The sequence below is a fragment of the Zhengella mangrovi genome (assembly GCF_002727065.1).
GTDB classification, from domain to species: domain Bacteria; phylum Pseudomonadota; class Alphaproteobacteria; order Rhizobiales; family Rhizobiaceae; genus Zhengella; species Zhengella mangrovi.
This window is the reverse complement of record NZ_PDVP01000003.1, coordinates 26,994-50,279: the sequence shown is the minus strand read 5'-3', so window position 1 is coordinate 50,279 and position 23,286 is coordinate 26,994. Positions and strand designations below refer to the sequence as shown.

At 65.9% G+C, this 23,286-nt stretch carries 19 protein-coding genes; 12 read left to right on the top strand and 7 right to left on the bottom strand.

The window, feature by feature from the left end; genetic code table 11:
* The first annotated feature begins 69 nt into the window (after window positions 1-69).
* Together putA and CSC94_RS07115 are read left to right on the top strand one after the other, a co-directional pair.
* Entirely contained in the window at window positions 70-3,690 is a 3,621-nt protein-coding gene (gene putA, locus CSC94_RS07120) for a bifunctional proline dehydrogenase/L-glutamate gamma-semialdehyde dehydrogenase PutA (RefSeq protein WP_099305380.1), read from the top strand.
* 98 nt (window positions 3,691-3,788) lie between these two features.
* Window positions 3,789-4,523: a sulfite exporter TauE/SafE family protein gene (locus CSC94_RS07115; protein WP_099305378.1), complete on the top strand. Its 735-nt coding sequence runs from the start codon at window positions 3,789-3,791 to the stop codon at window positions 4,521-4,523.
* Window positions 4,524-4,526: 3 nt separating this feature from the next.
* Here CSC94_RS07115 and CSC94_RS07110 read toward each other — a convergent pair whose 3' ends face one another.
* Window positions 4,527-5,402, bottom strand: a complete 876-nt coding sequence (locus CSC94_RS07110; protein ID WP_099305376.1) for an alpha/beta fold hydrolase — start codon at window positions 5,400-5,402, stop codon at window positions 4,527-4,529.
* A gap of 107 nt (window positions 5,403-5,509) precedes the next feature.
* Here CSC94_RS07110 and CSC94_RS07105 point away from each other — a divergent pair, with 107 nt between their 5' ends.
* The 3 genes from CSC94_RS07105 (at window position 5,510) to CSC94_RS07095 (ending at window position 9,188) form a co-directional block, all read left to right on the top strand.
* Window positions 5,510-6,598, top strand: a complete 1,089-nt coding sequence (locus CSC94_RS07105) for a CaiB/BaiF CoA transferase family protein (RefSeq protein WP_099305374.1) — start codon at window positions 5,510-5,512, stop codon at window positions 6,596-6,598.
* Window positions 6,599-6,687: 89 nt separating this feature from the next.
* Window positions 6,688-7,920, top strand: coding sequence for an NAD(P)/FAD-dependent oxidoreductase (locus tag CSC94_RS07100; protein WP_099305372.1), 1,233 nt, complete (start codon window positions 6,688-6,690; stop codon window positions 7,918-7,920).
* Window positions 7,921-8,045: 125 nt separating this feature from the next.
* The gene (locus CSC94_RS07095; protein WP_099305370.1) at window positions 8,046-9,188 is read left to right on the top strand and encodes an Mrp/NBP35 family ATP-binding protein; all 1,143 of its coding nucleotides are present in this window, start codon (window positions 8,046-8,048) and stop codon (window positions 9,186-9,188) included.
* A gap of 21 nt (window positions 9,189-9,209) precedes the next feature.
* Here CSC94_RS07095 and CSC94_RS24860 read toward each other — a convergent pair whose 3' ends face one another.
* Both CSC94_RS24860 and CSC94_RS24855 read right to left on the bottom strand, forming a co-directional pair.
* The gene (locus tag CSC94_RS24860) at window positions 9,210-10,817 is read right to left on the bottom strand and encodes a benzoate-CoA ligase family protein (RefSeq protein ID WP_205853246.1); all 1,608 of its coding nucleotides are present in this window, start codon (window positions 10,815-10,817) and stop codon (window positions 9,210-9,212) included.
* A complete protein-coding gene (locus CSC94_RS24855; RefSeq protein ID WP_205853245.1) occupies window positions 10,814-11,956 on the bottom strand; it encodes an FAD-dependent monooxygenase in 1,143 nt (380 codons plus the stop codon). The genes CSC94_RS24860 and CSC94_RS24855 overlap by 4 nt, the downstream gene beginning before the upstream one ends.
* Window positions 11,957-12,055: 99 nt before the next feature.
* Between CSC94_RS24855 and CSC94_RS07085 the strand changes: the two genes are divergently transcribed.
* A complete protein-coding gene (locus tag CSC94_RS07085) occupies window positions 12,056-12,850 on the top strand; it encodes an IclR family transcriptional regulator (protein WP_099305368.1) in 795 nt (264 codons plus the stop codon).
* Between the two features lie 9 nt (window positions 12,851-12,859).
* Here the strand turns inward: CSC94_RS07085 and CSC94_RS07080 are convergent, their stop codons facing one another.
* Both CSC94_RS07080 and CSC94_RS07075 read right to left on the bottom strand, forming a co-directional pair.
* The gene (locus CSC94_RS07080) at window positions 12,860-13,315 is read right to left on the bottom strand and encodes an MgtC/SapB family protein (RefSeq protein WP_205853244.1); all 456 of its coding nucleotides are present in this window, start codon (window positions 13,313-13,315) and stop codon (window positions 12,860-12,862) included.
* 34 nt (window positions 13,316-13,349) lie between these two features.
* Complete coding sequence (locus CSC94_RS07075) at window positions 13,350-14,315, bottom strand: zinc ABC transporter substrate-binding protein (RefSeq protein WP_099305366.1); 966 nt, start codon at window positions 14,313-14,315, stop codon at window positions 13,350-13,352.
* A gap of 129 nt (window positions 14,316-14,444) precedes the next feature.
* Here CSC94_RS07075 and CSC94_RS07070 point away from each other — a divergent pair, with 129 nt between their 5' ends.
* The 6 genes from CSC94_RS07070 (at window position 14,445) to CSC94_RS07045 (ending at window position 21,061) form a co-directional block, all read left to right on the top strand.
* A complete protein-coding gene (locus CSC94_RS07070) occupies window positions 14,445-15,293 on the top strand; it encodes an ATP-binding cassette domain-containing protein (protein ID WP_099305364.1) in 849 nt (282 codons plus the stop codon).
* Window positions 15,286-16,110, top strand: a complete 825-nt coding sequence (locus CSC94_RS07065) for a metal ABC transporter permease (protein ID WP_099305362.1) — start codon at window positions 15,286-15,288, stop codon at window positions 16,108-16,110. The genes CSC94_RS07070 and CSC94_RS07065 overlap by 8 nt, the downstream gene beginning before the upstream one ends.
* Window positions 16,111-16,114: 4 nt before the next feature.
* Window positions 16,115-16,534, top strand: a complete 420-nt coding sequence (locus CSC94_RS07060; protein WP_099305360.1) for a Fur family transcriptional regulator — start codon at window positions 16,115-16,117, stop codon at window positions 16,532-16,534.
* A gap of 200 nt (window positions 16,535-16,734) precedes the next feature.
* Entirely contained in the window at window positions 16,735-17,196 is a 462-nt protein-coding gene (locus CSC94_RS07055) for a putative pterin-binding protein (protein ID WP_099305358.1), read from the top strand.
* On the top strand, window positions 17,193-19,460 hold the full coding sequence (locus tag CSC94_RS07050) for an ATP-binding protein (RefSeq protein WP_099305356.1): 2,268 nt from the start codon (window positions 17,193-17,195) through the stop codon (window positions 19,458-19,460). Before CSC94_RS07055 ends, CSC94_RS07050 begins: the two co-directional genes overlap by 4 nt.
* Before the next feature lie 89 nt (window positions 19,461-19,549).
* Window positions 19,550-21,061: a sigma-54-dependent transcriptional regulator gene (locus CSC94_RS07045; protein WP_099305354.1), complete on the top strand. Its 1,512-nt coding sequence runs from the start codon at window positions 19,550-19,552 to the stop codon at window positions 21,059-21,061.
* On the opposite strand, the gene CSC94_RS07040 is transcribed toward CSC94_RS07045, so the two are convergent.
* The gene (locus CSC94_RS07040; RefSeq protein WP_099305352.1) at window positions 21,049-22,476 is read right to left on the bottom strand and encodes a GumC family protein; all 1,428 of its coding nucleotides are present in this window, start codon (window positions 22,474-22,476) and stop codon (window positions 21,049-21,051) included. The two genes, CSC94_RS07045 and CSC94_RS07040, sit on opposite strands and share 13 nt — an antisense overlap.
* A 2-nt stretch (window positions 22,477-22,478) precedes the next feature.
* Window positions 22,479-23,240 carry a hypothetical protein gene (locus tag CSC94_RS07035; RefSeq protein ID WP_099305350.1) on the bottom strand — a complete coding sequence of 254 codons (762 nt, stop codon included), beginning with the start codon at window positions 23,238-23,240 and terminating at the stop codon, window positions 22,479-22,481.
* Window positions 23,241-23,286 lie beyond the last annotated feature (46 nt).

Sequence of the window (23,286 nt, the reverse complement as noted above, 5' to 3'; positions counted from 1 at the left end):
GCATCTTGGCAAGCCGAAAGGTCTGTGCCCTCATGATAAGCTGCGAGAAACCGATTGTGGAGCCCTGCCATGACCACGCCTGATCTCGACACCATTCGCGCCGCCATGCGGGCGCACATGCTGACCGACGAAACCGCCGCCGTGATGCGGCTGATCGAAACGGCCGACCTGCCGGACGGCGAACGTGCCGCGATTTCCGCCAGCGCGGCCGGCCTCGTGAAGACGGTTCGCGGGTCCTCTGCCCCGACGATGATGGAAAGCTTCCTCGGCGAATACGGGCTGTCGACGGGCGAGGGCGTGGCGCTGATGTGCCTGGCAGAGGCGCTGCTGCGGGTGCCGGACGCCGAGACCGTCGATGACCTCATCCGCGACAAGATCACGCCGCACGACTGGTCCGCGCACCAGGGCCATTCCTCCTCGGTCATGGTCAATGCCTCGACGTGGGCGCTGATGCTGACCGGCCGGGTGCTGGACGACGAGGAGGAGCGCGGAATCGAGGGCACGCTGCTGTCGCTGGTCCGCCGCCTTGGCGAACCCGTGATCCGCCGCGCGGTGGGGGCGGCCATGCGCGAGATGGGCGACCAGTTCGTACTCGGCCGCACGATCTCGGAAGCGGTGAAGCGCGGACGCGACCTGTCCGCCAAGGGCTACCTCTATTCCTATGACATGCTGGGCGAGGCCGCGCGCACCGCCGAAGATGCCGAGCGCTATTTCCAGGCCTATGCCCGGGCGATCGCCGACCTGGCGCGCTCGTCCAACAAGCCTGATATCCGCCAGAACCCCGGCATTTCGGTGAAGCTGTCGGCGTTGCACCCGCGCTACGAGGCCATCAAGAGCGAGACCATGCTGCCCGACATGGCCGCTCGCCTGCTGACGCTGGCGCAGGCGGCCCGGGATGCGCGCATGGGCCTCAACATCGATGCCGAGGAGGTCGACCGGCTGGATATCTCGCTGGACGTGATCGAGCGCGTTCTGGCCGATCCTTCACTGGAGGGCTGGGACGGGTTCGGCGTGGTGGTGCAGGCCTACGGGCCGCGTGCGCCCTTCGTGCTCGACTGGCTGCACGGGCTGGCAGAAAAGCATGACCGCAGGATCATGGTCCGTCTCGTCAAGGGCGCCTACTGGGACAGCGAGATCAAGCGGGCGCAGGTGATGGGCCTGGCCGGCTACCCGGTGTTCACCCGAAAGACACATACGGACGTTTCCTACCTCGCCTGCGCGCGCAAGCTGCTGGCCATGACGGACCGCATCTACCCGCAATTCGCCACGCACAATGCGCATACGGCCGCTGCGATCCTTGCCATGGCACCCGACCGGGACTGCTTCGAGTTCCAGCGCCTGCATGGCATGGGAGAAACGCTGCACGAGGCCATCCGCAAGGGCGAGGGCACCCGCTGCCGGATCTATGCGCCGGTCGGCCAGCATTCCGACCTGCTCGCCTACCTCGTGCGCCGGCTGCTGGAAAACGGCGCCAATTCGTCCTTCGTGCACCAGATCGTCGACGAGGATGTGCCGCCGGAGGAAATCGCGCGCGACCCGATCGCCGCGGTGCTGGCCGACGGCGCGCAGCCCAACCCTGCCATCCGCCGGCCCGCCGACGTGTTCAAGCCCGACCGGGCCAATTCGCGCGGGCGCGACTTCACCGATCCGCTTGACCTGTCCAAGCTGGAAGCGGCACGCGCACCTTTCATGGCGCCGTACCAGTGGCAGGCGCATCCCACTGTTCCGGGCCGTCCGCAGTCCGGGGAGACCCACGCGGTGGTGAATCCCGCTGTACCTTCCGACGTGGTGGGCCATTGCCGCGATGCGACCTCGGTGGACGTCGCGGCCGCCTTCGACCAGGCCCGCGCCGCTCAGGGGGAGTGGGACGGGCTAGGCGCGCGCCAGCGCGCCGTCGTCCTGTCGAATGCCGCGGCGCTCTACGAGAAGCACGCGGAAGAATTCTACGCGCTGTGCGCCCGGGAGGCCGGCAAGACGCTGGCCGATGCGATCGCCGAGGTGCGCGAGGCCATCGACTTCCTGCACTATTACGCCGCGGAAGCGGTGAAGACGGAGAGTGCCACGAAAGCGCGGGGCGTCATCGCCTGCATCTCGCCGTGGAACTTCCCGCTGGCGATCTTCACCGGCCAGGTGGCCGCTGGCCTGGTGACCGGCAATGCCGTGCTGGCCAAGCCGGCCGAGCAGACGCCCCTGATCGCGGCAAGGGCAGTGGCGCTTCTCCACCAGGCCGGCGTGCCGGACCGCGTGCTGCACCTGTTGCCGGGGAACGGCGAGACGGTCGGTGCGGCGCTGACCTCGCTTGCCGGTCTCAACGGGGTCTGCTTCACCGGGTCGACCGAGGTGGCGCGAATCATCGAGCGCCAACTGGCCAAGACCGGCGCGGCCGACGCGATGCTGATCGCCGAGACGGGCGGCCTGAATGCCATGATCGTCGATTCAACGGCACTGCCGGAGCAGGCGGTGCGCGATGCCGTGGCATCGGCCTTCCAGAGCGCCGGCCAGCGCTGTTCCGCGTTGCGGGTGCTCTATGTCCAGGAGGACGTGGCCGACAAGGTGACCACCATGCTGACGGGCGCCATGGAAGCGCTCTCCGTCGGCGATCCATCGGATATCGCCACGGACGTGGGGCCGGTCATCGACGAGGAGGCGCGCGCCTCGATAACAGCCTATTGCGAGGAGAAGGCCGGCGAGGGACGCCTCGTCGCGCGCCTCGACGCGCCGGCGGACGGCCTGTTCGTGGGGCCGCACATCCTCCGGGTTCGCGGGATCGAGGAGATGGAGCGGGAAATTTTCGGCCCGGTCCTGCACCTGGCGACCTTCAGGGCAGAAGACCTCGACAAGGTGATCGCGGCGGTGAACGGCCGCGGCTATGGCCTGACCTTCGGCCTGCACACGCGCATCGATGACAGGGTGCAGCATGTGGTCGACCGGATTCACGCCGGCAATGTTTACGTCAATCGCAACCAGATCGGCGCCATCGTCGGCTCGCAACCGTTTGGCGGCGAAGGGCTGTCGGGCACCGGACCGAAGGCAGGCGGGCCGCTGTATCTGCGTCGTTTCCGCAAGGTGCTCGCCGATGGCGAGACCGGTTCGCTGGGCGGCGCGGCCGTATCAGACCTGCCTGTGCCCGACGCGGAGGCCGCACTGCAATGGGCCGGCCGCCATGACCGGATCAACCATCTGCGCAAGGTGTTGCGCGGACGGGCCGGTTCTGCAGTGGCCGCGGCCGCAGGCGTCGATCAGGGGCCTGTCGACCTGCCGGGACCGACAGGCGAGGGCAACAGCCTGACGCTCGCCGCGCGCGGACTTGTCCTGTGTCTCGGACCGGCGCCCGAGGTGCTGCTGGACCAGGTGGTGCAGGCCCTGGCCTTCGGCAACGCCGTTGCCGCCATTGCGCCTGGCGCCGAAGAGGCACTGAAGCCGCTCACCGGGCAGGGGCTGCCGCTGGCGATTGCCGAGGGTACCGCGACCGATGCCCTTCTTGGAAAGGCGCCGGTGGACGCCGTGGCGCTGCATGCCGGCGACGACGACCTGCGCCGGGTTCGCCGCGACCTGGCGGCGCGCGCCGGGCCGATCGTGCGGCTGATCGACGAGCGCCTGGCCCCATCGGCCTACGTGCATGAACGTGCGCTCTGCGTCGACACCACGGCGGCTGGCGGCAACGCGTCGCTTCTCGCGGCAGCCGGGTAAAGACCACAAGGTTTCAGGCGGTTGGAGCGGCCGCCTGAAAACCGGATTCACCGGAAAGCCATCTTGCATTCCTTGTCCGCGTGGACGATAGGCAGGGCATGACCGGCGTCATTCTTGCCATCATCGGACTGGCCCTTGGCGGGCTGCTCAAGGGAGCGACGGGCGCCGGCGCGCCCATTCTCGCCGTGCCGATCATGGCGATCTATTTCAACGTACCGCTGGCGGTCGCCATTTTCGCGGTGCCGAACCTGCTGGCAAATGTCTGGCAGGCCTGGACCTACCGCCGGCAGCAATTGCCGCCGCGGTTCATGATTTCCTTTGCTGGCGGCGGGGCGCTCGGCACCTTCATCGGCACGGTGCTGCTGGCCAACCTTCCGGGTCACGCGCTGACCATCACGGTGGCGCTTGCGGTCTTCATCTATGTCGGCTTCCGGCTGGCGCGTCCGGGCTGGGTCCTCGTCTATCCGCTGGCCGAGAAGCTGTCGCCATTCATCGGCACGCTGGCCGGTGTGCTGTTCGGTGCCTCGGGGCTTTCGGCCCCGGTATCGCTCAGCTTCCTCAATACCATGAAGCTGGAGCGGCGCACCTTCGTTGCGACCGTCACCGTGTTCTTCGTGATGATGGGCGTGGTGCAGATCCCGATGCTGTTTGCCTATGGCATCATGACCGGGCAGCGCTTCCTGCTGAGCGCGGCGGCGATCCTGCCGATCTTCGCCGGCATGCCGCTGGGCGCCTGGCTGGCGCGGCATATCTCCCGCGAGGCGTTCGACAGGATCATCCTGGCGGTTCTCACCCTGATCGCCATCCGCCTGCTGATGCAGGGGCTTTCCTGACAGTCACGCCGCCAGGAAGTCGAGGATCGCGCTTGCGGTCTGGTCGGGCGCGGTATCAGGGAAGAAGTGGCCGCCCGGCATGCCATGACCTGTCACATGGTCGCAGCAGCGCCGCCATTCGGCCGGAACGTCGAACTGGCGGGCCATCAGTCCTTCGGAACCGTAGAGCACCTGAACCGGGCAGGTGACGCGCCGGTCGCGTTCCGCCTCGTCCATCGGCCAGTCAACCAGCCAGGCGGCGCGGTAGTCGGCGCACATGGCGCGGATCGCCTCCGGATCGCGCCAGCAGCGGCGGTACTCGGCCAACTGGCCGGTATCGAAGGCGGCGATGCCGTCCGGCCCCCACCCCGACAGGCAGTTCTCGAAGAAGAGATCGGGATCGTGACCGATCAGCGTTTCGGGAAAGGGATGCGGCTGGGAGAGAAAAAACCAGTGGTAGTAGGCATGGGCGGTCTTCGGCCCACCCTCGGCGAAGACGGTTCGGGTGGGAATGATGTCCATGACGGTCAGGGTCCGCACCGCGTCGGGGTGGTCGAGCGTCAGGCGATGGGCGGTGCGCCCGCCGCGATCGTGTCCGACGAGATGAAACGTTTCATGGCCGAGCGAGCGCATCAGGGAGACCATGTCGTCGGCCATGGCGCGAAAGCAGTAGTTGCCGCTGTCCGGGCCATTGCCCGGCTTGGAGGAGTCGCCATAGCCACGCAGGTCGGCCGCGACGACAGTGAAGCGTTCGGCAAGCCGCGGCGCGATTTTCGCCCACATCGCCTTGGTTTGCGGGAAACCGTGCAAAAGCAGGAGGGGCGGACCTTCGCCACCGGTCACATAGGCGATGTTGGCCATGCCGGTTTGATGGCGGCCGTGCCGGAAGCCTTCATACATGAAAATGGTCCCTCCTTCTCCTCAGGGCAGCGAAACTAGTCCGCGCCATGTTGACGGGCAAGGTCGGGCAGTCTTTCCTTCATCGACCTGAACGCGGGAGGACGGGAATGCTGGCAGGCGTGCGAATCATCGAAGTGGAGGGGCTCGGGCCCGGGCCGTTCTGCGGCATGCTGATGGCCGATCTCGGCGCCGACGTGATCGTCGTGCACCGTCCTGACGGATCGACTGCGCCGGGAGCACCCAAACAGAGCCTGCTCGACCGGGGCAAGAGATCCATCGCCCTGGATCTCAAGAAGGACGATGACCGGGCGATCTTTTTCGACCTGGTGAAGACCGCCGACGGGCTGATCGAGGGTTTCCGGCCAGGCGTCATGGAACGTCTCGGCGTCGGGCCGGCGGAATGTCATGCCGTGCGCCCGGCGCTCGTCTATGGCCGCATGACCGGCTGGGGGCAGGCGGGACCCCGGGCCATGCAGGCCGGCCATGACCTCAACTATGCCTCGCTGTCGGGGGCGGCCTGGTACGCTTCGCCGGCCGGCGCGTGCCCGTTCACGCCGCCAACCGTCGTCGGCGACATCGGGGGCGGCGCGCTCTACCTCGCCATCGGGCTGCTGTCCGGCATTCTGCAGGCGAGGGCCAGCGGGCAGGGTACCGTCGTCGATGCGGCGATCGTCGACGGATCGGCGCACATGATGAACCTGCTGATGTCGCTGAAGCAGGCCGGCGGCCTTGCGATGGAGCGCGGGCGCAGCCTGCTCGACGGTCCGCATTGGAGCCGGACCTATCGAACGAGCGACGGCGGCTATTTCTCGGTGCAGAGCCTGGAGCCGAAATTCTACGCCATCCTGCTGGAAAAGCTCGATCTTGCCGAGGACCCCGAGTTTCGCCACCAGTTCGACAAAAGGCTCTGGCCCAAACTGACGCAAAGGCTGGAGACCCTGTTTGCCAGCCGGACGAAGGCGCAATGGACGGAGGTCTTCGCCGGTTCGGACGCCTGCGCGGCGCCGGTGCATGCGCCAAACGAGGCGATGGACGACCCGCACATGGCTGCCCGCGGCGTGTGGCAGGCGCCTGGCGGCGTGCTGCAGGCTGCCGCGGCGCCGCGGTTCGACGGCCGGCCGGCCACCGACATGCGGCCTTCGCCGGTGCGCGACGGCGACCGTGCCGCCATCCTGGCGGAGACCGGGCGCGGCTAGGCCGCCAGGAAGGGCTTGCCATCGTCGCGCCGGCGCTTCAAAACCATGGAACGATTTCATCGGCTTTTCATCGTGAAGGAGAGGGCAGCGTGACGGATCGGATCATCATCGTCGGCGCAGGTCATGGCGGCGTGCAGGCGGCGGCCAGCCTCAAGCAGGAGGGGTGGGAAGGCGATATCGTCATGATCTCGGAAGACGCCGATCTGCCCTATCACAAGCCGCCGCTGTCAAAGGCCTTTCTGAAGGCGCCGGATGCGGGCCTGCAACTGCTGAAAGGCGAGGGCTTCTACAACGACGGCGGGATCGACCTGAAGCTCGGGCTCACGGCCATGTCCATCGACCGGAGCGCGCGCACGGTGACGCTGGAAGATGGCAGCGTGCTCTCCTATTCCAAGCTGTTGCTGGCCACCGGTGCCGGTCCGCGGCGGCTGACCTGTCCCGGCCATGACGCGCGCGGAGTGTTCTACCTGCGCAATGCCAATGATGCACGGGCGCTGCGTGAGGCCAAGGCGAAGGCGAAGAACGTCGCCGTGATCGGCGGCGGCTTCATCGGGCTGGAAGCCGCGGCGACTTTCGCGCAAGCCGGCGCAGCGGTGACCGTGGTGGAAATGGCGGACCGGCTGCTCGGCCGCGCGGTGTCGCCGGAAGTGTCGGCCCACATGAAGGCCTACCACGAGAGCCTTGGCATAAGTGTGCTGACCGGAACGGGCCTGGAAGCCGTCGAGTGGTCCGGGAGCGACGTGACCGGCGTGCGGGTCGCCGATGGCAGAACCGTTCCGGCGGACATGGTCATCGTCGGCATCGGCGCGATGCCTGAAACCGGGCTGGCGGTCGCGGCCGGTCTGGAAACCGAAAATGGCATCGTCGTGGACGGGCGCCTGGCGACGGCCGACCCGGACATTTTCGCCATCGGCGATTGCGTGTCCTTCCCGCATGTGGCCAGCGGGCAGAGGCTGCGCCTGGAATCGGTCCAGAACGCCACCGACCAGGCCCGCCACGTGGCCAAGACCATGCTGGGCGCCGCAGAGGCTTACGACGCGGTGGCGTGGTTCTGGTCCGACCAGGGCGAGCGCAAGCTGCAGATGGCCGGGATCTCGATCGGCGCGGATCGGCGCATCGTTTCCGGCGAGCCGGATAATGGCGCCTTTTCGGTCTACCACTTCGCCGGGGAGCGGCTGCTTGCCGTCGACAGCGTCAACAAGCCGGGCGACCACATGCTGGCGCGGCGCATCCTCGCCGCCGGCTACAATCCGGGCGAGGCGGAGATCGCGGAAGGGGCCGCGGCGCTGAAAGCCGGCCTGCAGGCGCACCAGGCTGCTTGAGGTCCGGCGGTTATCTATTAGAAATATCTTCCATAAATTGTCTTGGAGGGTTGCTTTCGTCCCATTGGCAAGGCGGCGGGATTGACCTATGTCCATGGCACTGAAACGAGCGATGGGGAAGTTCCGTGTCCGATCTCAAAGCGCAAGTCGTCGAGCAGCTCAAGCGGGTCGCCGGACCTGACGGGACCGGCAACATCGTTGATCTCGGCATGACGTCGCAGGTCGTCATCATCGACGGCAAGGCGTTCTTCTCGATTTCCGTTCCGGCCGAGAAGGCGGAACAACTGGAGCCGTTGCGTGCAGCAGCCGAGACGGCGGCGCTGCAGGTCGACGGCATTACATCCGCCATGGCGGTACTGACGGCTGAACGGAAGCCTGGCGCCGCCCCGTCGCAGCCGCCGAAAATGCCGCCGGAGCCGCAGGCGCCGCGCCAGCCGGCCAAGGCCGCCCCGGCACCGAAGCCGGCCGGCGTGCCGGGCATCAAGACCATCATCGCGGTGGCCTCGGGCAAGGGGGGCGTCGGCAAGTCGACCACCACGGTCAACCTCGCGCTCGGCCTGAAGGAGCTCGGCCTGGCGGTCGGCATCCTGGACGCGGACATCTACGGACCCTCCATGCCGCGCCTGCTCGGGCTGTCGGGCAACCCGGAAATGGCCTCGGCCAAGAAGCTCAAACCGATGGAGCGCTACGGCCTCAAGGTCATGTCGATGGGCTTTATGGTAGAGGAAGACACGCCCGTGATCTGGCGCGGACCGATGGTCATGTCGGCGCTGAAGCAGATGCTCAACGAGGTGGAATGGGGCGAACTCGACGTTCTGGTGGTGGACATGCCGCCCGGCACGGGCGACGCGCAGCTGACCATGGCGCAGTCGGTGCCACTGGCCGGCGCCGTGATCGTGTCGACACCGCAGGACCTCGCGCTGATCGATGCCCGCAAGGGCCTGAACATGTTCAACCGCGTGGAAGTGCCCGTTCTCGGCCTGATCGAGAACATGAGCTACTTCATCTGCTCCAACTGCGGCGAGCGGCACGACATTTTCGGCCACGGCGGAGCGCATGAGGAGGCGGACCGGATCGGCGTTCCGTTCCTCGGCGAGGTGCCGCTGGAAATGGCGATCCGCGAGACCTCGGATTCCGGTGCGCCGGTCGTCGTCTCCGCGCCGGACGGGCCGCACGCGAAGATCTACCGTGAGATCGCGGCACGGGTCTGGGAGGAGCTTCAAGCCCGCCAGGGCGCATCGAAGGCGCCCAACATCGTGTTCGAGTGAGCGCGTGCGGGCCCGGGCGCTTCAGCCCGAGCCCTTGACGAGCGCCTGGCGATCCAGCTTGCCGGTGCCGGTTTTCGGCAATTCGTCGACGAATTCCACGATCCGGGGGTATTTGAAGGGCAGCAGCGCCTTCTTGACGTGATCCTGCAGCGCGCGCACCTCGGCCTCGTCACCGGCATGGCCGGGACGCAGGCAGACGACGGCCCGCAGGGTCATGCGCTTGTCCGGCAACTGATGCGCCAGCACCGCGCATTCATGGACGTGCGGATGCTCGTTGAGACAGCGCTCCACTTCCATTGGCCAGACCCATTGGCCGGACACCTTGATCAGGTCGTCGGCACGGCCCTGGAAGAAATAGTAGCCGTCCTGCTCGGTGAAGCGGTCACCGGTGTAGATCCAGTCGCCGCGCATGGTCTCGGCTGTCTTGTCCGGCCGGTTCCAGTAACAGGGCGCCGTTGACGTCCCGCGCACCCACATGACGCCTTCCTCGCCGGGACCGGACAGGTTGCCGTCCCGGTCCCGCAGTTCCACCTCGTAGCCCGGAACCCGCTTGCCGGCGGAGCCAAGGCGCTGTTCTTCCACCGTGTTCGAAAGGTAGACATGCAGGACCTCGGTGGAGCCGAGCCCTTCCACCGGCTTCAGGCCGGTCAGGTCCTCCCATGCGCGGAAAACATCCTCCGACAGGATCTCGGCCGCCGACATGCATTGGCGCAGCGAAGAGAAGTCGCGCCTCGCGGCGCCATCCATGCGGCAGATCGCCGTGTAGAGCGTCGGCAGGCCGTACAGCACGGTGGGATGGAAGCGCTCGATGGTGGACACGACGCTCTCCGGGTCGGGACGGCCGGACATCAGCAGGGTCGTTGCACCGATCGAGAACGGGAAGGTGAAGGCATTGCCGAAGCCGTAGGCGAAGAAGATCTTCGGGACCGAGAAGCAGATATCATCGGTCCTGAGTTTCAGGACATGGGCGGCGAAACTCTGCTGCGTATAGGCCATGTCATGGTGCAGGTGGACGATGCCCTTCGGACGCCCGGTGGAACCGGACGAATACATCCAGAAGGCCATGTCGTCCGGCCCGGTATCGGCGCAGGGCAGGGTGTCCGGCTGGCCAACCAGGAAAGCGGCAGAGGGCTGGAACGTGGCGTCAGCCGGAGCGTTGCCGTTGACGATAACGACACGTTCCAGCGCCGTATCCTTCATGCTCTGCGCATCGAAGGCGGCGGCAAAGCCTGCTTCGCAGACGGCGATCCGGGCGCCGGTATCGGCGAGAAAATAGTTCAGCAGATCGGGCGTTGTCAGCGTGTTGAGCAGAACCGGCACGAACCCGGCCCGGACTGCGCCGAAAAAGGCGGCGGGATAGGCCGGCGTATCGTCGAGGAAGAAGGCAATACGGGCGCCGCGCTCCAGGCCGAAGGCAGCAAGCGCATGGCCCCAGCGGGCAGCCTCGGCACAAAGCTCGCGGTAGGTCATCGAACCGAGCGGCCCGGTGATGGCGGTCTTCTCCGGGTTGCGTTGCAGGTTGTCGAAGAGGATGACCGAACAATTGGCGTGGGCCGACTTGTCGAAGCCGATCTCGCGAGCCCCGGCGGTGTCGCTCACCGGGTCAACGATCAACGTATCCTGGTTCATGCCGCACCTCCCCTGGCAGCTTCGTAGCGCGCGACGAATTCCGGCGACAGCCTGCGCAGGCGTTCCAGGTCGACGCGGCCGGACCGCTGGATGTAGTCGAAGGCGAAGTCGAGCGGATCGAGTTTCATCTTCTCCGGGAAGCTCTCATACCACGTGGCCGAAGTGTTGGCGGCATCGACGATCTTGCGGGCGATCGGCGGGCGTACCGCCTGGTAGGTCTCCAGGGCAGCAGCAACCGAGGGGGCCTCGCGCAATGCCCGAACGAGCGCGATGGCGTCTTCCATCGCGATGCGTGTGCCCGAGCCGATGGAAAAATGCGCGGTATGCACTGCGTCGCCCATCAGGGCGCGATTGCCGGCGGTCCAGCGATCGCACCAGAGGCGGGGGAACTGGCGCCAGATCGAACGGTTGGCGATGAGGGGTTGCCCTTCCAGCGTTTCCGCGAAGATATCCTCGCAGACACGCGCGGTCGCCGTTTCGTCCATCGAGTCAAAGCCATAGGCGCCAAAGGTTGCATCATCACATTCAACGATGAAGGTGCTCATGTCGGGGGTATAGCGGTAATGGTGGGCATTCAGCGTGCCCCGGTCCGTCTGTACGAAGGTCTGGGTCAGCGTGTCGAAGGGTTTGCGGACACCGAACCAGGCGAAATGATTTGTGAAATGCTCCACCGTCACGCCGAAGGCGGCTTCGTCCGAGCGGCGCATCAACGAGTTCAGGCCATCGGCACCGACAATGACATCGGCCTTGATCCCGTCCAGCGAGGGCAGGGGCGTATTGAAGCGGACGTCGACCCCGAGCGCCAGGGCGCGGGCCTTGAGGATCTTGAGCAGGTCAAGGCGGCCGATGGCGGCAAAACCGATCCCGTCGAGAATGACGCGTTCGCCCTTGATGTTCAGCGTCATGTTGCGCCAGCGTTCCATGCGCGGCGTGATCAGTTCATGGGTTTCCGGGTCGTCGGCCTTGAGAAAGTCCAACGCCTGGTCGGAGAAGACGACGCCGAAACCGAACGTGTCGTCGGGACCGTTCTGCTCGTGAACAATCACCTGTGCCTCTGGCCAGTGCTGCCTGACCAGGATGGATGTGTAAAGGCCGGCGGGGCCACCGCCAACGATTTCCACGCGGTCGAGATGGGCCATGATGCTGTTCCTCCCTTGATGAGAAGCATGCTACGCATTTTTCCATTATGCGTAAAGCATTTTGTAGTATGGAAAAGAATACCGAACCCGGAGCGACCCATGACCAGTGACGAAGAGCGTGACGGCATCGAGCGCGGCGGCGGCCTCCAGTCGCTGGATGCGGCCCTTCGCGTGCTGATAACGATGGTGCGCCATGACGGGCCCATCGGCGTTTCGGACCTGGCGCGCGAATGCGCCATGCCCGCTTCAAAGGCGCACCGCTATCTTGCGTCCTTCCTGCATGCCGGCCTGGTGCGGCAGGCCGGCCGCTCTGGCAAATATGACCTTGGTCCGGGCGCCATACGGCTCGGGCTTGCCGCGCTCAACCGGCATGATTTCGTCAATGCGGCAGCCGATGACCTGGCAGGTCTGACCCGGGAAACCGGGATGACCGCCATGCTTTCGGTCTGGGGTGATCACGGCCCGACCGTCGTGCGGTGGGAGCGGGCGGCCACGCTGGTCGCGGCGTCTCTGGGGCTCGGCACGACGCTTCCGTTGCTGACGTCGGCCACCGGGCGGGTCTTCCTGGCCTGGCTTCCGCGCGCGGTGACGGCAACGCTGCTTGCCCGTGAAATGGACGCGGTGGACGCGGCGGGGGGGCGGCCGCTCGATTTCCCCATGACCGGCGAGGGGATCAGCGGCCTCGTTGGGCGAGTGCGTGCGGCGGGCGGGGCCACCGTCGACAGCCGCTACATTCCCGGCCTGGTGGCGGCGGCAGCGCCAATCCTCGACTGGCAGGGCGAGGCGCAGGCGGTGATCACGCTGATCGGAACGGCGCCGGCAGCCATCCGGCCCGGTTCGCCCGTACTGGCGCGTCTTCATGGCGTCTGCAGGGACCTGTCGCTCGACCGGTGAGCACGAAGCTCAGTGCTCCATGCGCTTGATCAGCACGAGAATGATCAGCGCCAGGACCGTGGCCGCGACGGCGAGAATGTAGAGACCTGCACCGACAGCCAGGCCGACAGCCCCGGCCAGCCACATGGCCGCGCCGGTGGTCAGACCGTGGACGGCGCCGCGGGAATGGAGAATTGATCCGGCGGCGAGAAAGGCCACTCCGGCGGTGACGGCCTCGATGACACGGATCGGATCGGCACGGCCGCCCTCGACGTTGAAGCGCTCGAACATCTCCATGGCGATCAGGGTGAAGAGGCAGGCGGCCAGCGACACGAGGATGTGGGTGCGCAGCCCTGCGCTGTGGGACCCGGCTTCGCGGTCATAGCCGATGACGGCACCGAGCAAAACGGCCACCACAAGGCGTACCAGCGCCGTGTCCAGCGGCAGGGTCATGGTGTCGCGAAGGGCTTCGGGCAGAGTGTCCAATCCGGCTCCTTTCGCATTGGTCGGCGCGGGGCGGTCAGGATTGTCCCGACAGGCAATCGGCAAATGACCGGGCCATGTTCTCGATTAACCCGAAATAGAGGTCAGGGCCAGCGGCGAGCCCGGCTCCGAGCGGATCGAGGATGCCGACGCGGGTCGCGCTGGCCTCGGTGACCGTGGCGATCAGCCTGGATTCGAACTGCGGCTCGGAAAAGACGCAGGTTGCGCCCAGGTCGCTGATCTTGTGGCGGATGGCGGCAATGCGCTCCGCTCCGGGCACATGATCCGGCGAGATCGTGACCGACCCGGCGGCATGTAGGCCAAACCGGTTCTCGAAATACTGGTAGGCGTCGTGAAAGACGATGAAAGGCCTGTCCTTGACCGGTTCGATCATTGCCTGGACGTCGCGCGTCAGGGCATCCAGACGTTCCAGCTCCTTTTTCGCGTTCGCCTCGTAGGTGGCCGCGTTGTCGGGGTCAGCCTGGACCAGGCGCTGGCTGATCTCGTAGACTAGGGCCTTGGCATTGACCGGGTCGAGCCAGACATGCGGGTCAAAGCCTTCATCGCCGTGCCCGTGATCCGTCCCGGCCGCGTGATCGTCGTTGCCGGGTTCGTCGTGACCGTCATGCGTCTCCATCTCGAATGTCGCGCCTTCCCTGAACGCAAGGCGGACCACGCCGCCGGCGGCAAAGAGGCTCACGGACGCATCCTCCCTGGCGATCGTCTTGAGCGGCTTTTCCAGGAAGGTTTCAAGCTGCGGGCCGACCCAGAACACCAGGTCTGCTCCCTCGAGCATGCGGGCCTGCGACGGCTTGAGGGCATAGGTGTGCGGCGATCCCGCACCCTCGATGAGGAGTTCGGGCTTGCCAACTCCCTGCATGACGGCAGCCACGAGGGAGTGCACCGGCTTGATGGAAGCCGCAACCTCGATGCCGGCCAGGGCCGATGCCGCCGTGGACAGGAGGAACCCGCATGCAAGCAGGGCAGGAGCAAGGCGGCGCATGATCGTCTCCGGAAAATCGTGGGGTGTGTAATGTTATTAGATTACATTATTGTGTAATTGTATAACGTGTGCGATATGGTCTGACAAGTCGTCCTTTCCAATCCCGGGAACCGGAGCCGCCGTCGGACCATGGCATCACAAACCGCTCCGCTCGTCTCGCTGAACCAGGCCGGTGTCTCGCGCGCCGGACGCTGGCTGGTGCGTGGCGTCAGTCTCTCGGTCGGACGTGGTGAAATCGTGACACTGATCGGACCGAACGGGTCGGGAAAATCGACCACCGCGAAGATGGCCCTAGGCATCGTGCGGCCGGACGAGGGCGAAGCGATCCGGCACAAGGGGCTCGTGGTCTCCTACGTCCCCCAAAAGGTTTCCGTCGACTGGACCTTGCCGCTCAGTGTCGACCGCTTCATGCATCTGACCGGCCGGGTCAGCAGCGGCGATGCCCTGCGGGCGATGGAAGCCACGGGCGTGACCCATCTTCGCGACGCCGAGGTGCGCAACCTGTCCGGCGGCGAGTTCCAGCGCGTGATGCTGGCCCGCGCGGTTGCGCGAAAGCCGGATCTGCTGGTGCTGGACGAACCCGTCCAGGGCGTGGATTTCAGCGGCGAGATCGCGCTCTACGAGCTGATCGGGCGCATACGCGGCGAACTCGACTGCGGGGTGCTGCTGATTTCGCATGATCTGCACATCGTCATGGCTGCCACCGACCGCGTGATCTGCCTCAACGGCCATGTCTGCTGTTCGGGCACGCCGACGGCGGTGGCTTCCAGTCCCGAATACCGGCGCATGTTCGGTGCGCCGGCTGCCCAGGCGCTGGCCGTCTACGAGCACCACCACGATCACACGCACCTGCCGGACGGCCGGGTGCGCCATGCCGACGGCAGCGTGACCGACCATTGCCATGCCGAAGACGGGCATCACCATCATCACGGCGATGCGCATGGGCATGGCTCCAGCCGGGAGGGCCGCGATGCTTGACGATTTCTTCGTGCGCGCGCTCGTCGCCGGTTGCGGTGTCGCCCTGATCGCCGGGCCGCTGGGCTGCTTCATCGTCTGGCGGCGGCTGGCCTATTTCGGCGACACGCTCTCCCATGGCGCGCTTCTCGGCGTGGCGCTCGGCCTGCTGTTCGAGATCGACCTGACGATCGCGGTTTTCGTCGTGTCGGCGCTCGTCTCGCTGGCACTCCTCACGCTGCAACGCCGCGCAAGCCTCTCCTCCGACGCGTTGCTCGGGCTGCTGTCGCATTCGGCACTGGCGCTGGGACTCGTGGTTCTCGCCTTCATGACCTGGGTGCGGATCGACCTGATGGGCCTGCTCTTCGGGGATATCCTGGCGGTTTCGAAAACCGATATCGCGCTGATCTGGGGCGGCGGCGCCGTGGTGCTCGGTGTCCTCGCGGCGATCTGGCGGCCGCTGTTCGCCGCCACGGTCAATCCCGAAATCGCCGAGGCGGAGGGTATGCAGCCGGATCGCGCCAACCTCGTCTTCATGCTGCTCATGGCAGGCGTGATCGCGATCGCCATGAAGATCATCGGTGTTCTGCTCATCACCGCGATGCTGATCATCCCGGCTGCCACGGCGCGCCGGTTTGCCGGCGGCCCGGAACTGATGGCCATTCTGGCGGCCGCGATCGGGGCGGCTGCCGTTTCCGGCGGGCTGTCCGCGTCGCTCAACTGGGATACGCCGTCCGGGCCCTCGATCGTCGTCGCGGCCCTTTGTCTCTTCGTGCTCTCGCTGACACCGCTTGCCGGGCTTGCGGACATTGTCCGGGCGCGCCGGGCAGGGAGGGGCTGAGCCGATGACCCGTCAAGGACCGGACAACGGGGATCTGACGCGCAACCAGAGCCTCGTCATGGGCGCGCTCAACGACGCCGAGGGGCCGCTGAGCGCTTACGCGATCCTGGACCAGCTCCGGGCCGAGGGAGTCCGTGCCCCGTTGCAGGTCTACCGGGCGCTGGAGAAGCTGCTCGAACTTGGCATGGTCCATCGCCTCGAAAGCCTGAACGCCTTCGTCGCCTGCCGGCACCCGGCCTGCGACAACCACGAAACGGTTGCCTTCGCCATCTGCGAGCGTTGCGGCCACGTTTCGGAAATCGCCGACGAGACCCTGGCTGCGCGGCTGAAGCACGTCGCCGGCCAGGCCGGTTTCAGGGCATCGAAATCGATCGTCGAACTGCGGGGCCTGTGCCAGGCCTGCCAGGCCATCGAAGCGTCCTGAGAGGCCGGCGTCAGACGGACAGCGCAGTCCCTGGGCTGCGAGGGAAGCTGCAAGTGGCCAAATTCGCTGTCCGGGCGCCGCAGGGACCCGCCATCACTGCCCCGCGCAGAAAAGATAAAATCCATTTTGTCGAATCAATCCGATTGTTAGGAATTGTTGGTATGCCGTAACGTGTGCAGCGGTTACGAGGGGGCATTCACATGAAACGGATCTTGCTGATCCTGCTTGCCATGCTGGCGTCTACGATGGCGGCGGCAGCGCAGTCACTTCCACTGACGGTTGAGGCCAAGGGCGTCGAAACCGTCTATTCCGTCGAAGAGCTGGAAAAACTCGGTCTGAGCACGGTTCGGACCTCGACGACCTGGACGGACGGTACACCCGTCTTCGAGGGCGTGCTGATGTCGGACATCGCCAAGGCTCACGGGATTGCCGGCGGAACCGTGATGGTTACCGCCATCAACGACTACCAAGCGGAAATTCCAGTCTCGGAAATCCTTGCATTCCCGGTTCTCCTGGCAACCAGGATGAACGGCGAGCGGATGTCGGTGCGCGACAAGGGGCCTTTCTGGATCATCTACCCGCGCGATGAATTTCCGGAATTCGCGGACGAGCGCCACAATTTCAAGTGGGTGTGGCAGGTCAAGGAACTGCGGTTCCAATGATGGCCGGATCGCGACGCATCCATGCGGCGGTCCGTGCCCTTCTCCTGCTCTTTCTCGTCATCCTCGTCGGTTCGGCGGCCCACGCCTATGTCGAACTGCAGAAGATCGAGGACCAGTCGCGCTACCGGATTCCGGAAAACACGATCTGGGCAGCGGCACAGGGTGAAATCGAACTCAACCGGACCCTGACGCAACTGGCCGAAATCGCCAACGGGAGCGAGGTGGACAGCGCCATGCCCCTTTCGCTCCAGTTCGACCTGCTGTGGAGCCGGGCCCGGTTGTTCCAGGTCGGCGACCTGGCCGCGACGGTTCGCGATGACCCGGACCTTGCCGCGATCTTCGACCGGTATTTCAAGGACCTGGAGGCGGCGGACCGCGACGTGAACGCCGCGGGAAACGGCGATGGCGCTGCCGCCGGGCGCATGCTGGGACTGCTGGCTCCCTACAGGGACTCCATCCGCAAGCTGACCATGGCAAGCCTGAAAAGCGATCGGCTGGAACGCGAAACCCTGTCCCGAAACCATGACCTGATCGAGCAGCAGGTCTCGCGCTTCGGCACGGCGGCGGCGATCCTGCTTGTCCTGATGCTGGCCTATCTCATCCTTGGCGAGAGGAGGGCCCGGCTGCTGCTTATCGACTCGACCAAGGTACGTGAAAACCTTGAGGAAATCCGTTTGCGGGCGGAAAAGCAGGCCGAACAGATGCGCATCCTGGCGCGCAAGGCGACCACGGCCTCACAGGCAAAATCCGAATTTCTCGCCATGATGAGCCATGACATCCGCACGCCGCTCAATGCCATCATCGGACTGTCGGAGATCATGGAGCGGGAAGAACGCGACCCGGAGAAGAGCCAGCGGCTCGCCACCGTGCTGCGCGCCTCGGAAGGGCTGCTCTCGCTCATCAACGACATTCTCGACCTGACGCGTCTGGAAGTGGGCAAGCTGCGGCTGGAGCCGAGGGAGTTTTCCCCTGCCGACCTGCTGCGCGAAATCGTGGATGTGACGGCCGTCCTGGCCAGCAGGAACAGGAACCGCATTTCCGTTCGGATCGACGACCATCTGCCCGATACGCTCATCGGCGACCGCGACCGGATACGCCAGGTGCTGATGAACCTGGTCGGAAACGCCAACAAGTTCACCAAGAACGGTGACGTTCTTGTGCGGATCGATTGTGCGCCTCAGTCCAATGGCAACACACGGGTGCGCTTCTCGGTTTCCGACAATGGCCAGGGGATCTCGGAATCGTTGCGCAAGCGGCTTTTCCAGCCTTTCGAGCAGGGAGAGAACTCACGGGCGGTACAGGGTGGATCAAGCGGCCTCGGCCTGGCGATCTCGCAACGTCTTGTCCGCCTCATGGGCGGCACCATCGACCTGGAGAGCGCGCCGGGAGAAGGGTCGGAGTTCTCGTTCCAACTGGAACTGGCGGTGGGCGACCACGGCGCGCTCAAGTCCGGGGGTACCGCGGTTTCAGGGGCGTTTGATCTTGCGGGCAAGACCGTTCTTGTCGTCGACGATACCTCGACGAGCCTGCTGGTTGCCGAAACGATGTTCCGCAAGTTCGGCGCCGACGTGGAAACGGCCAGTTGCGGCGAGGAGGCCATCGAGATCGGCCGCGACCGGGCTTTCGACCTGGTGGTCCTTGATGTCCAGATGCCCGGAATGGACGGTCCGTCCACCATGAAGGCGATGAAGGCGGCCGGGGCCTGCGGCGGCGCGATCTATGTCGCCCTGACCGCCCAGAGTTTCCCGCGGGACAAGGCACGCCTGATGAAGGCGGGCTTCGATGCCTATATCAGCAAACCGGTTCGCATGCGGGATATCGAGGCCGCGCTGGTGCCGTTCCTGGGAAGCATCCCTGTGCAGGCGAAGCGATCCGCCGATCCCGCGGCCGTGCCGGAGAAAGACGATCTGCTGGACGCGGAATTTCTCACCGTCATGACCGAGGATGTGGGGGAGGCGACCATGCGGATCCTTCTCAACCAGGTGGAAGCGGAAGTCGAGGCCAGCATCAACCGGCTGGAAGAAGCGGCCGCGAACGGCGACCGGGTGCAGGCCGTCAAGGCGGCGCACCGGATGGCGGGTCTGCTCGGGCAATTCGCCATCGAACGGGCCGCGAACCTGGCGCGGCAGATCGAGAACGCGCCGGACGAAGCGCTGCGGACCGAGCAGGTGCAGGCCGCGGCGGACATGGCCCGCCGGGGTTTGCGCGCGCTGCGCATGTATCTGCACTGCGAACGGCTCAATGAAACTGAACGGGTGGCATGAGGGAAGGGCTGCGCCGGAGACCCATTAGCACGAGGTTAACGGCTCGATGTTAAACCTGACGTTGCGGTGACCTATCGGGGGATAGAGAAATGAATGAACCGGCAATCCTGGTGGTCGAGGACAGCGCTGCCCTCGCGGAGACCTACCGCGGCTTCCTGCGCCGTACGTCGTCGCAATGCGATCTTGCCGGAACCGGCAAGGAAGCGCTCTCGAAATGCGAAGCGCGCGCCTACGACTGTATTGTCCTGGACGTGAACCTTCCCGACATGAGCGGGCTCGACATCATGCAGAGCCTGCGCGACCGCGGCAACGACACGCCGGTGGTGATCATCACGGCCAACGCCTCGATCAAGACGGCGGTCGACGTTATGCGACTCGGCGCCTTCGACTTCATCGTCAAGCCTTTCAATGCGGAGCGCCTGACAACCACGGTCTGCAATGCGATCGATGCCGCGGCACCGGCGCCGGCACCCGTCCCGGCGACGCCGGGCGACGCCGGCAGCCAAGCGGAACCGAGCGGTTTCATCGGCAGTTCTCTGGCGATGCAGCCGGTCTATCGCATCCTGCACCGGGCCGCGCCTTCCAATGCGACCGTCTTCGTGACCGGCGAGAGCGGCACCGGCAAGGAGGTCTGTGCCGAAGCGCTGCACAAGCTATCCAAGCGGGCCTCGGGGCCGTTCGTGACCATCAACGCCGCCGCCATACCCAAGGACCTCCTCGAAAGCGAGATGTTCGGCCACATCAAGGGCGCGTTCTCCGGCGCGACAGCGGACCGGCTCGGCGCCTGCCTGACTGCCGATGGCGGCACGCTCTTCCTCGACGAGATCTGTGAAATGGACCTCGCGCTGCAGGCCAAGCTGCTGCGGTTCCTGCAGAGCCGCCAGGTGCAGCGGCTGGGAGAGGACAAGGTCAGGGTCAGCGACGTGCGCGTCGTCTGCGCGACGAACCGCAACCCGGTCGAGGAGGTGCGCGCAGGGCGATTCCGCGAGGACCTGTTCTACCGCCTTCACGTGATCCCGGTCGAACTGCCGCCGCTTCGCCAGCGCGGAGAGGATGTCGTCGAGATTGCCCGCTCGTTCCTGCGCCGTTTCTCGCAGGAAGACGGAAAGGCCTTCAGGGACTTCTCGCCCGACGCGGCGGCCATTCTCATGGCCCATGGCTGGCCGGGCAACGTGCGCCAGCTCCAGAACGTGATCCGGTCGGTTGTCGTGCTCAACGACGGTGACACGGTGAACGCCGACATGCTGCCGCTGGACATGCTCGGCAGTAGCGCGGAGGCGCCGGCGGCGACCGCAACGGCCGTGCCGTCCCTGTCCGAGCCGCTGAGCGGCATCCTGGCGAAGGCGCGCCTGATGGAACCGGAGAAAAAGGCCGCGGGGCCGATCCGTCCGCTGGAAGAGGTGATCCGCACCGCCATCGAAACGGCCATCGAGGCATGCAACGGCTCGATCCCGCGCGCGGCGGCGGCCCTGGAAGTCAGCCCTTCGACCATCTACCGGCGAATGGAAACCTGGAAGACAGACGAGGAAAAGGACCGGGCCGGGATCGACCGCCCGTCCTCGCCGGTGCGCGCAGACGGTTCTCCGCGTCAGTTGCAATAGCGTGCGACCACCGGCGCATCGCACACGGCCTCGAATTCAGGCTGCCGGCGCAGGCGTGTGTCCAGCAGTTCGGCGGAAAGGGCCAGGCCGGCGCCCGCCAGCAGCCCCGCAACGATCCCGGCCAGAAGGAACAGGATTCGACCCGGTGTCACGGGGACGACCGGGTCCATCGGCGCATCGATGACCTTGATGCGTTCGGGCGCCTCGAACTTGCCGAGAGCGCCGGTGATCTGCGCGTTGTCGAAACGCTTGGAAATCGCGTCGTGGCTTTCCTGCGCGAGGCGGATTTCCTCTTCCAGGCGTTTCTGTTCCTGGAGCACGGGACCGGTTTCGGCGATCGCCGTGTGAATGGTGTCGATCTCCTTCTCTATGGCAGCGGTTTCCTCCTTCAGGCGGAGGTATTGCGAGTTGCTTTCCTGCAGCCGCGTCATCTGGGAAATCAGCAGCGGCGGGATCTTGCCGTCGTCCTGGCTGAGCGAGCCCGCGGCCAGGTTCCACAGGCGGTCTATGTCGGCGCCCTGGATGGCGTCGGCGCTGTTCATCAGGGCCTCGCGCTCTTCCTTCAGGCGGCGCAGGTTGCGCAGTTCGGCCTGAACCGCTGAATGCTCCTTGGTGTAACGGACTTCCAGTTCGCCGAGCCGGCGGGTGGACTTCATGATGTCGTCCTCGATACGGCCGATCACGGGGTTGGTGCCGATCAGCCGCTCGCGGACATCGGACAACTGGGCCTCCGCCGCCTTCATCGCCATCCGGTTTTCCGACAGCTTTTCCTCCAGCGCCGACAGGCGCGTCACCAGGGTGCTTTCCAGCGTGGGAAGTCGGTCACGGTTGCGGTGCTTGAACTGGGCATAGGCTTCTTCGGCGTCCTTCAGCCGCATGGCGCGGGACTTCAGTTCCTGCTGGAGGAAGACCTGGCTGTCGATGATCGAACTGCGCTCCGGCGCAAGCAGCTTGTCAACGAAGTGATGGGTGAGGGCCCTGAGCGTGTCGGCCATGCCCGCAGGCGAACTGCCACGGATGGAAAATGCGACCAGATCGTTGCCGGCAAGATCCACGGAGATGGCGGAAGAGAGGCTGCGCACGGCTGTCGCCCGTTCGGCCTGCGAGGCGTCTGGCGCGATGACGCCGGTGTCCTCGAGCACGGCTTCGAGGATGTGGGCGGAATGAACCAGCGTCCTGAGGGCCGGCATGCGCTCCTTCAGGTTGGGACCGACGGCGAGATCGTTCAGGAACGGGTTGAGCTTGGCTGTTTCCTGCACGAGGATGGTTGACCGCGCGACGTAGGCCTTGGGCGCGAAGCCGCCGGCAACGAAGGCCACCGGCGGCAATGCCAGCATCGGGACGACGATCAGGTAGCGCCGGCGCCAGGCGATGTCGGCGACCTGGAGCAGCAGGCTCGGGATATCGCGTGCCAAGATTACCGGCTCCCGCTGGCAAAGGGCTCGTACTCGACGCGCACCGCGCCGGCGCTCATGGCCGGGTCATAGCCCATGCCCGGTTGGCCTCCTGTGACCTCGGCGACATGCCGGGCGATGTCCTGGGCCCGCGAGAGGATTTCGAACCCCTTTCCATCCAGGCGACCGACCACGATGCGCCGCGCCTTCCGGCCGCCGAGCGCCCTGAGACGCAATTGCATCCGGTCTTCCTCCGTGATCGTCAGGGCGTCACCGGAAAGGACGAATTCCAGGATGTCGCCGGGGGCTGGCCCGTCCTTGACGGCAGCGGTCACGGCTTCCCGGTCCGGTTCCTGCGGTGGCATTGTCGATGGCGTGCCGGACCGTGACCGGGCCTGGTTCATGGCGAGCGCTGCCTGCCAGGTATCCTGCGGCGTTGGACCGTTTGCCCGGTCCTCCGCGGCGGGTGCCTGGCCAGGCATTTCGGCAGCCGTTGGCAGGGGGGAAGCTGCCGGTGCGCTCGCCATGACATTGAGGGCCTGCATTTCGCGGGCCCGATTGAACAGCGCCACCGGATCGGGGCGCCCGTCGGCCGGCTGTGCCGCGGCCAGTGTCTGGCCTGCGGCCTGGCGCCGCCGGTATTCCATTTCGACCGGAGACAGGCCGGCCTGTTGCGCCGCGGCCGGCCTTCCGGCTGGCGCCATCCCCGTGTCGGACGGGGCTACGGAGGCGCGCGCGGCATCGGCGGCGACAGCAAGCTTCACCTCGTCGGGCAGCATGGTCATCGCGTTTTGCGAAGCACAGCCGGCAAGCGTGTTTGCAGATAGCAAA

Excerpts from the sequence above, each read along its gene's own strand:
- CSC94_RS07050 (WP_099305356.1), top strand. The coding sequence starts at position 17,193 with ATGATGGCCGGATCGCGACGCATCCATGCGGCGGTCCGTGCCCTTCTC.
- CSC94_RS07115 (WP_099305378.1), top strand. The coding sequence starts at position 3,789 with ATGACCGGCGTCATTCTTGCCATCATCGGACTGGCCCTTGGCGGGCTG.
- CSC94_RS07070 (WP_099305364.1), top strand. The coding sequence starts at position 14,445 with ATGGCATCACAAACCGCTCCGCTCGTCTCGCTGAACCAGGCCGGTGTC.
- putA (WP_099305380.1), top strand. The coding sequence starts at position 70 with ATGACCACGCCTGATCTCGACACCATTCGCGCCGCCATGCGGGCGCAC.
- CSC94_RS24860 (WP_205853246.1), bottom strand. The coding sequence starts at position 10,817 with ATGAACCAGGATACGTTGATCGTTGACCCGGTGAGCGACACCGCCGGG.
- CSC94_RS24855 (WP_205853245.1), bottom strand. The coding sequence starts at position 11,956 with ATGGCCCATCTCGACCGCGTGGAAATCGTTGGCGGTGGCCCCGCCGGC.
- CSC94_RS07035 (WP_099305350.1), bottom strand. The coding sequence starts at position 23,240 with ATGACCATGCTGCCCGACGAGGTGAAGCTTGCTGTCGCCGCCGATGCC.
- CSC94_RS07085 (WP_099305368.1), top strand. The coding sequence starts at position 12,056 with ATGACCAGTGACGAAGAGCGTGACGGCATCGAGCGCGGCGGCGGCCTC.
- CSC94_RS07110 (WP_099305376.1), bottom strand. The coding sequence starts at position 5,402 with ATGTATGAAGGCTTCCGGCACGGCCGCCATCAAACCGGCATGGCCAAC.
- CSC94_RS07060 (WP_099305360.1), top strand. The coding sequence starts at position 16,115 with ATGACCCGTCAAGGACCGGACAACGGGGATCTGACGCGCAACCAGAGC.
- CSC94_RS07105 (WP_099305374.1), top strand. The coding sequence starts at position 5,510 with ATGCTGGCAGGCGTGCGAATCATCGAAGTGGAGGGGCTCGGGCCCGGG.
- CSC94_RS07055 (WP_099305358.1), top strand. The coding sequence starts at position 16,735 with ATGAAACGGATCTTGCTGATCCTGCTTGCCATGCTGGCGTCTACGATG.
- CSC94_RS07075 (WP_099305366.1), bottom strand. The coding sequence starts at position 14,315 with ATGCGCCGCCTTGCTCCTGCCCTGCTTGCATGCGGGTTCCTCCTGTCC.
- CSC94_RS07045 (WP_099305354.1), top strand. The coding sequence starts at position 19,550 with ATGAATGAACCGGCAATCCTGGTGGTCGAGGACAGCGCTGCCCTCGCG.
- CSC94_RS07065 (WP_099305362.1), top strand. The coding sequence starts at position 15,286 with ATGCTTGACGATTTCTTCGTGCGCGCGCTCGTCGCCGGTTGCGGTGTC.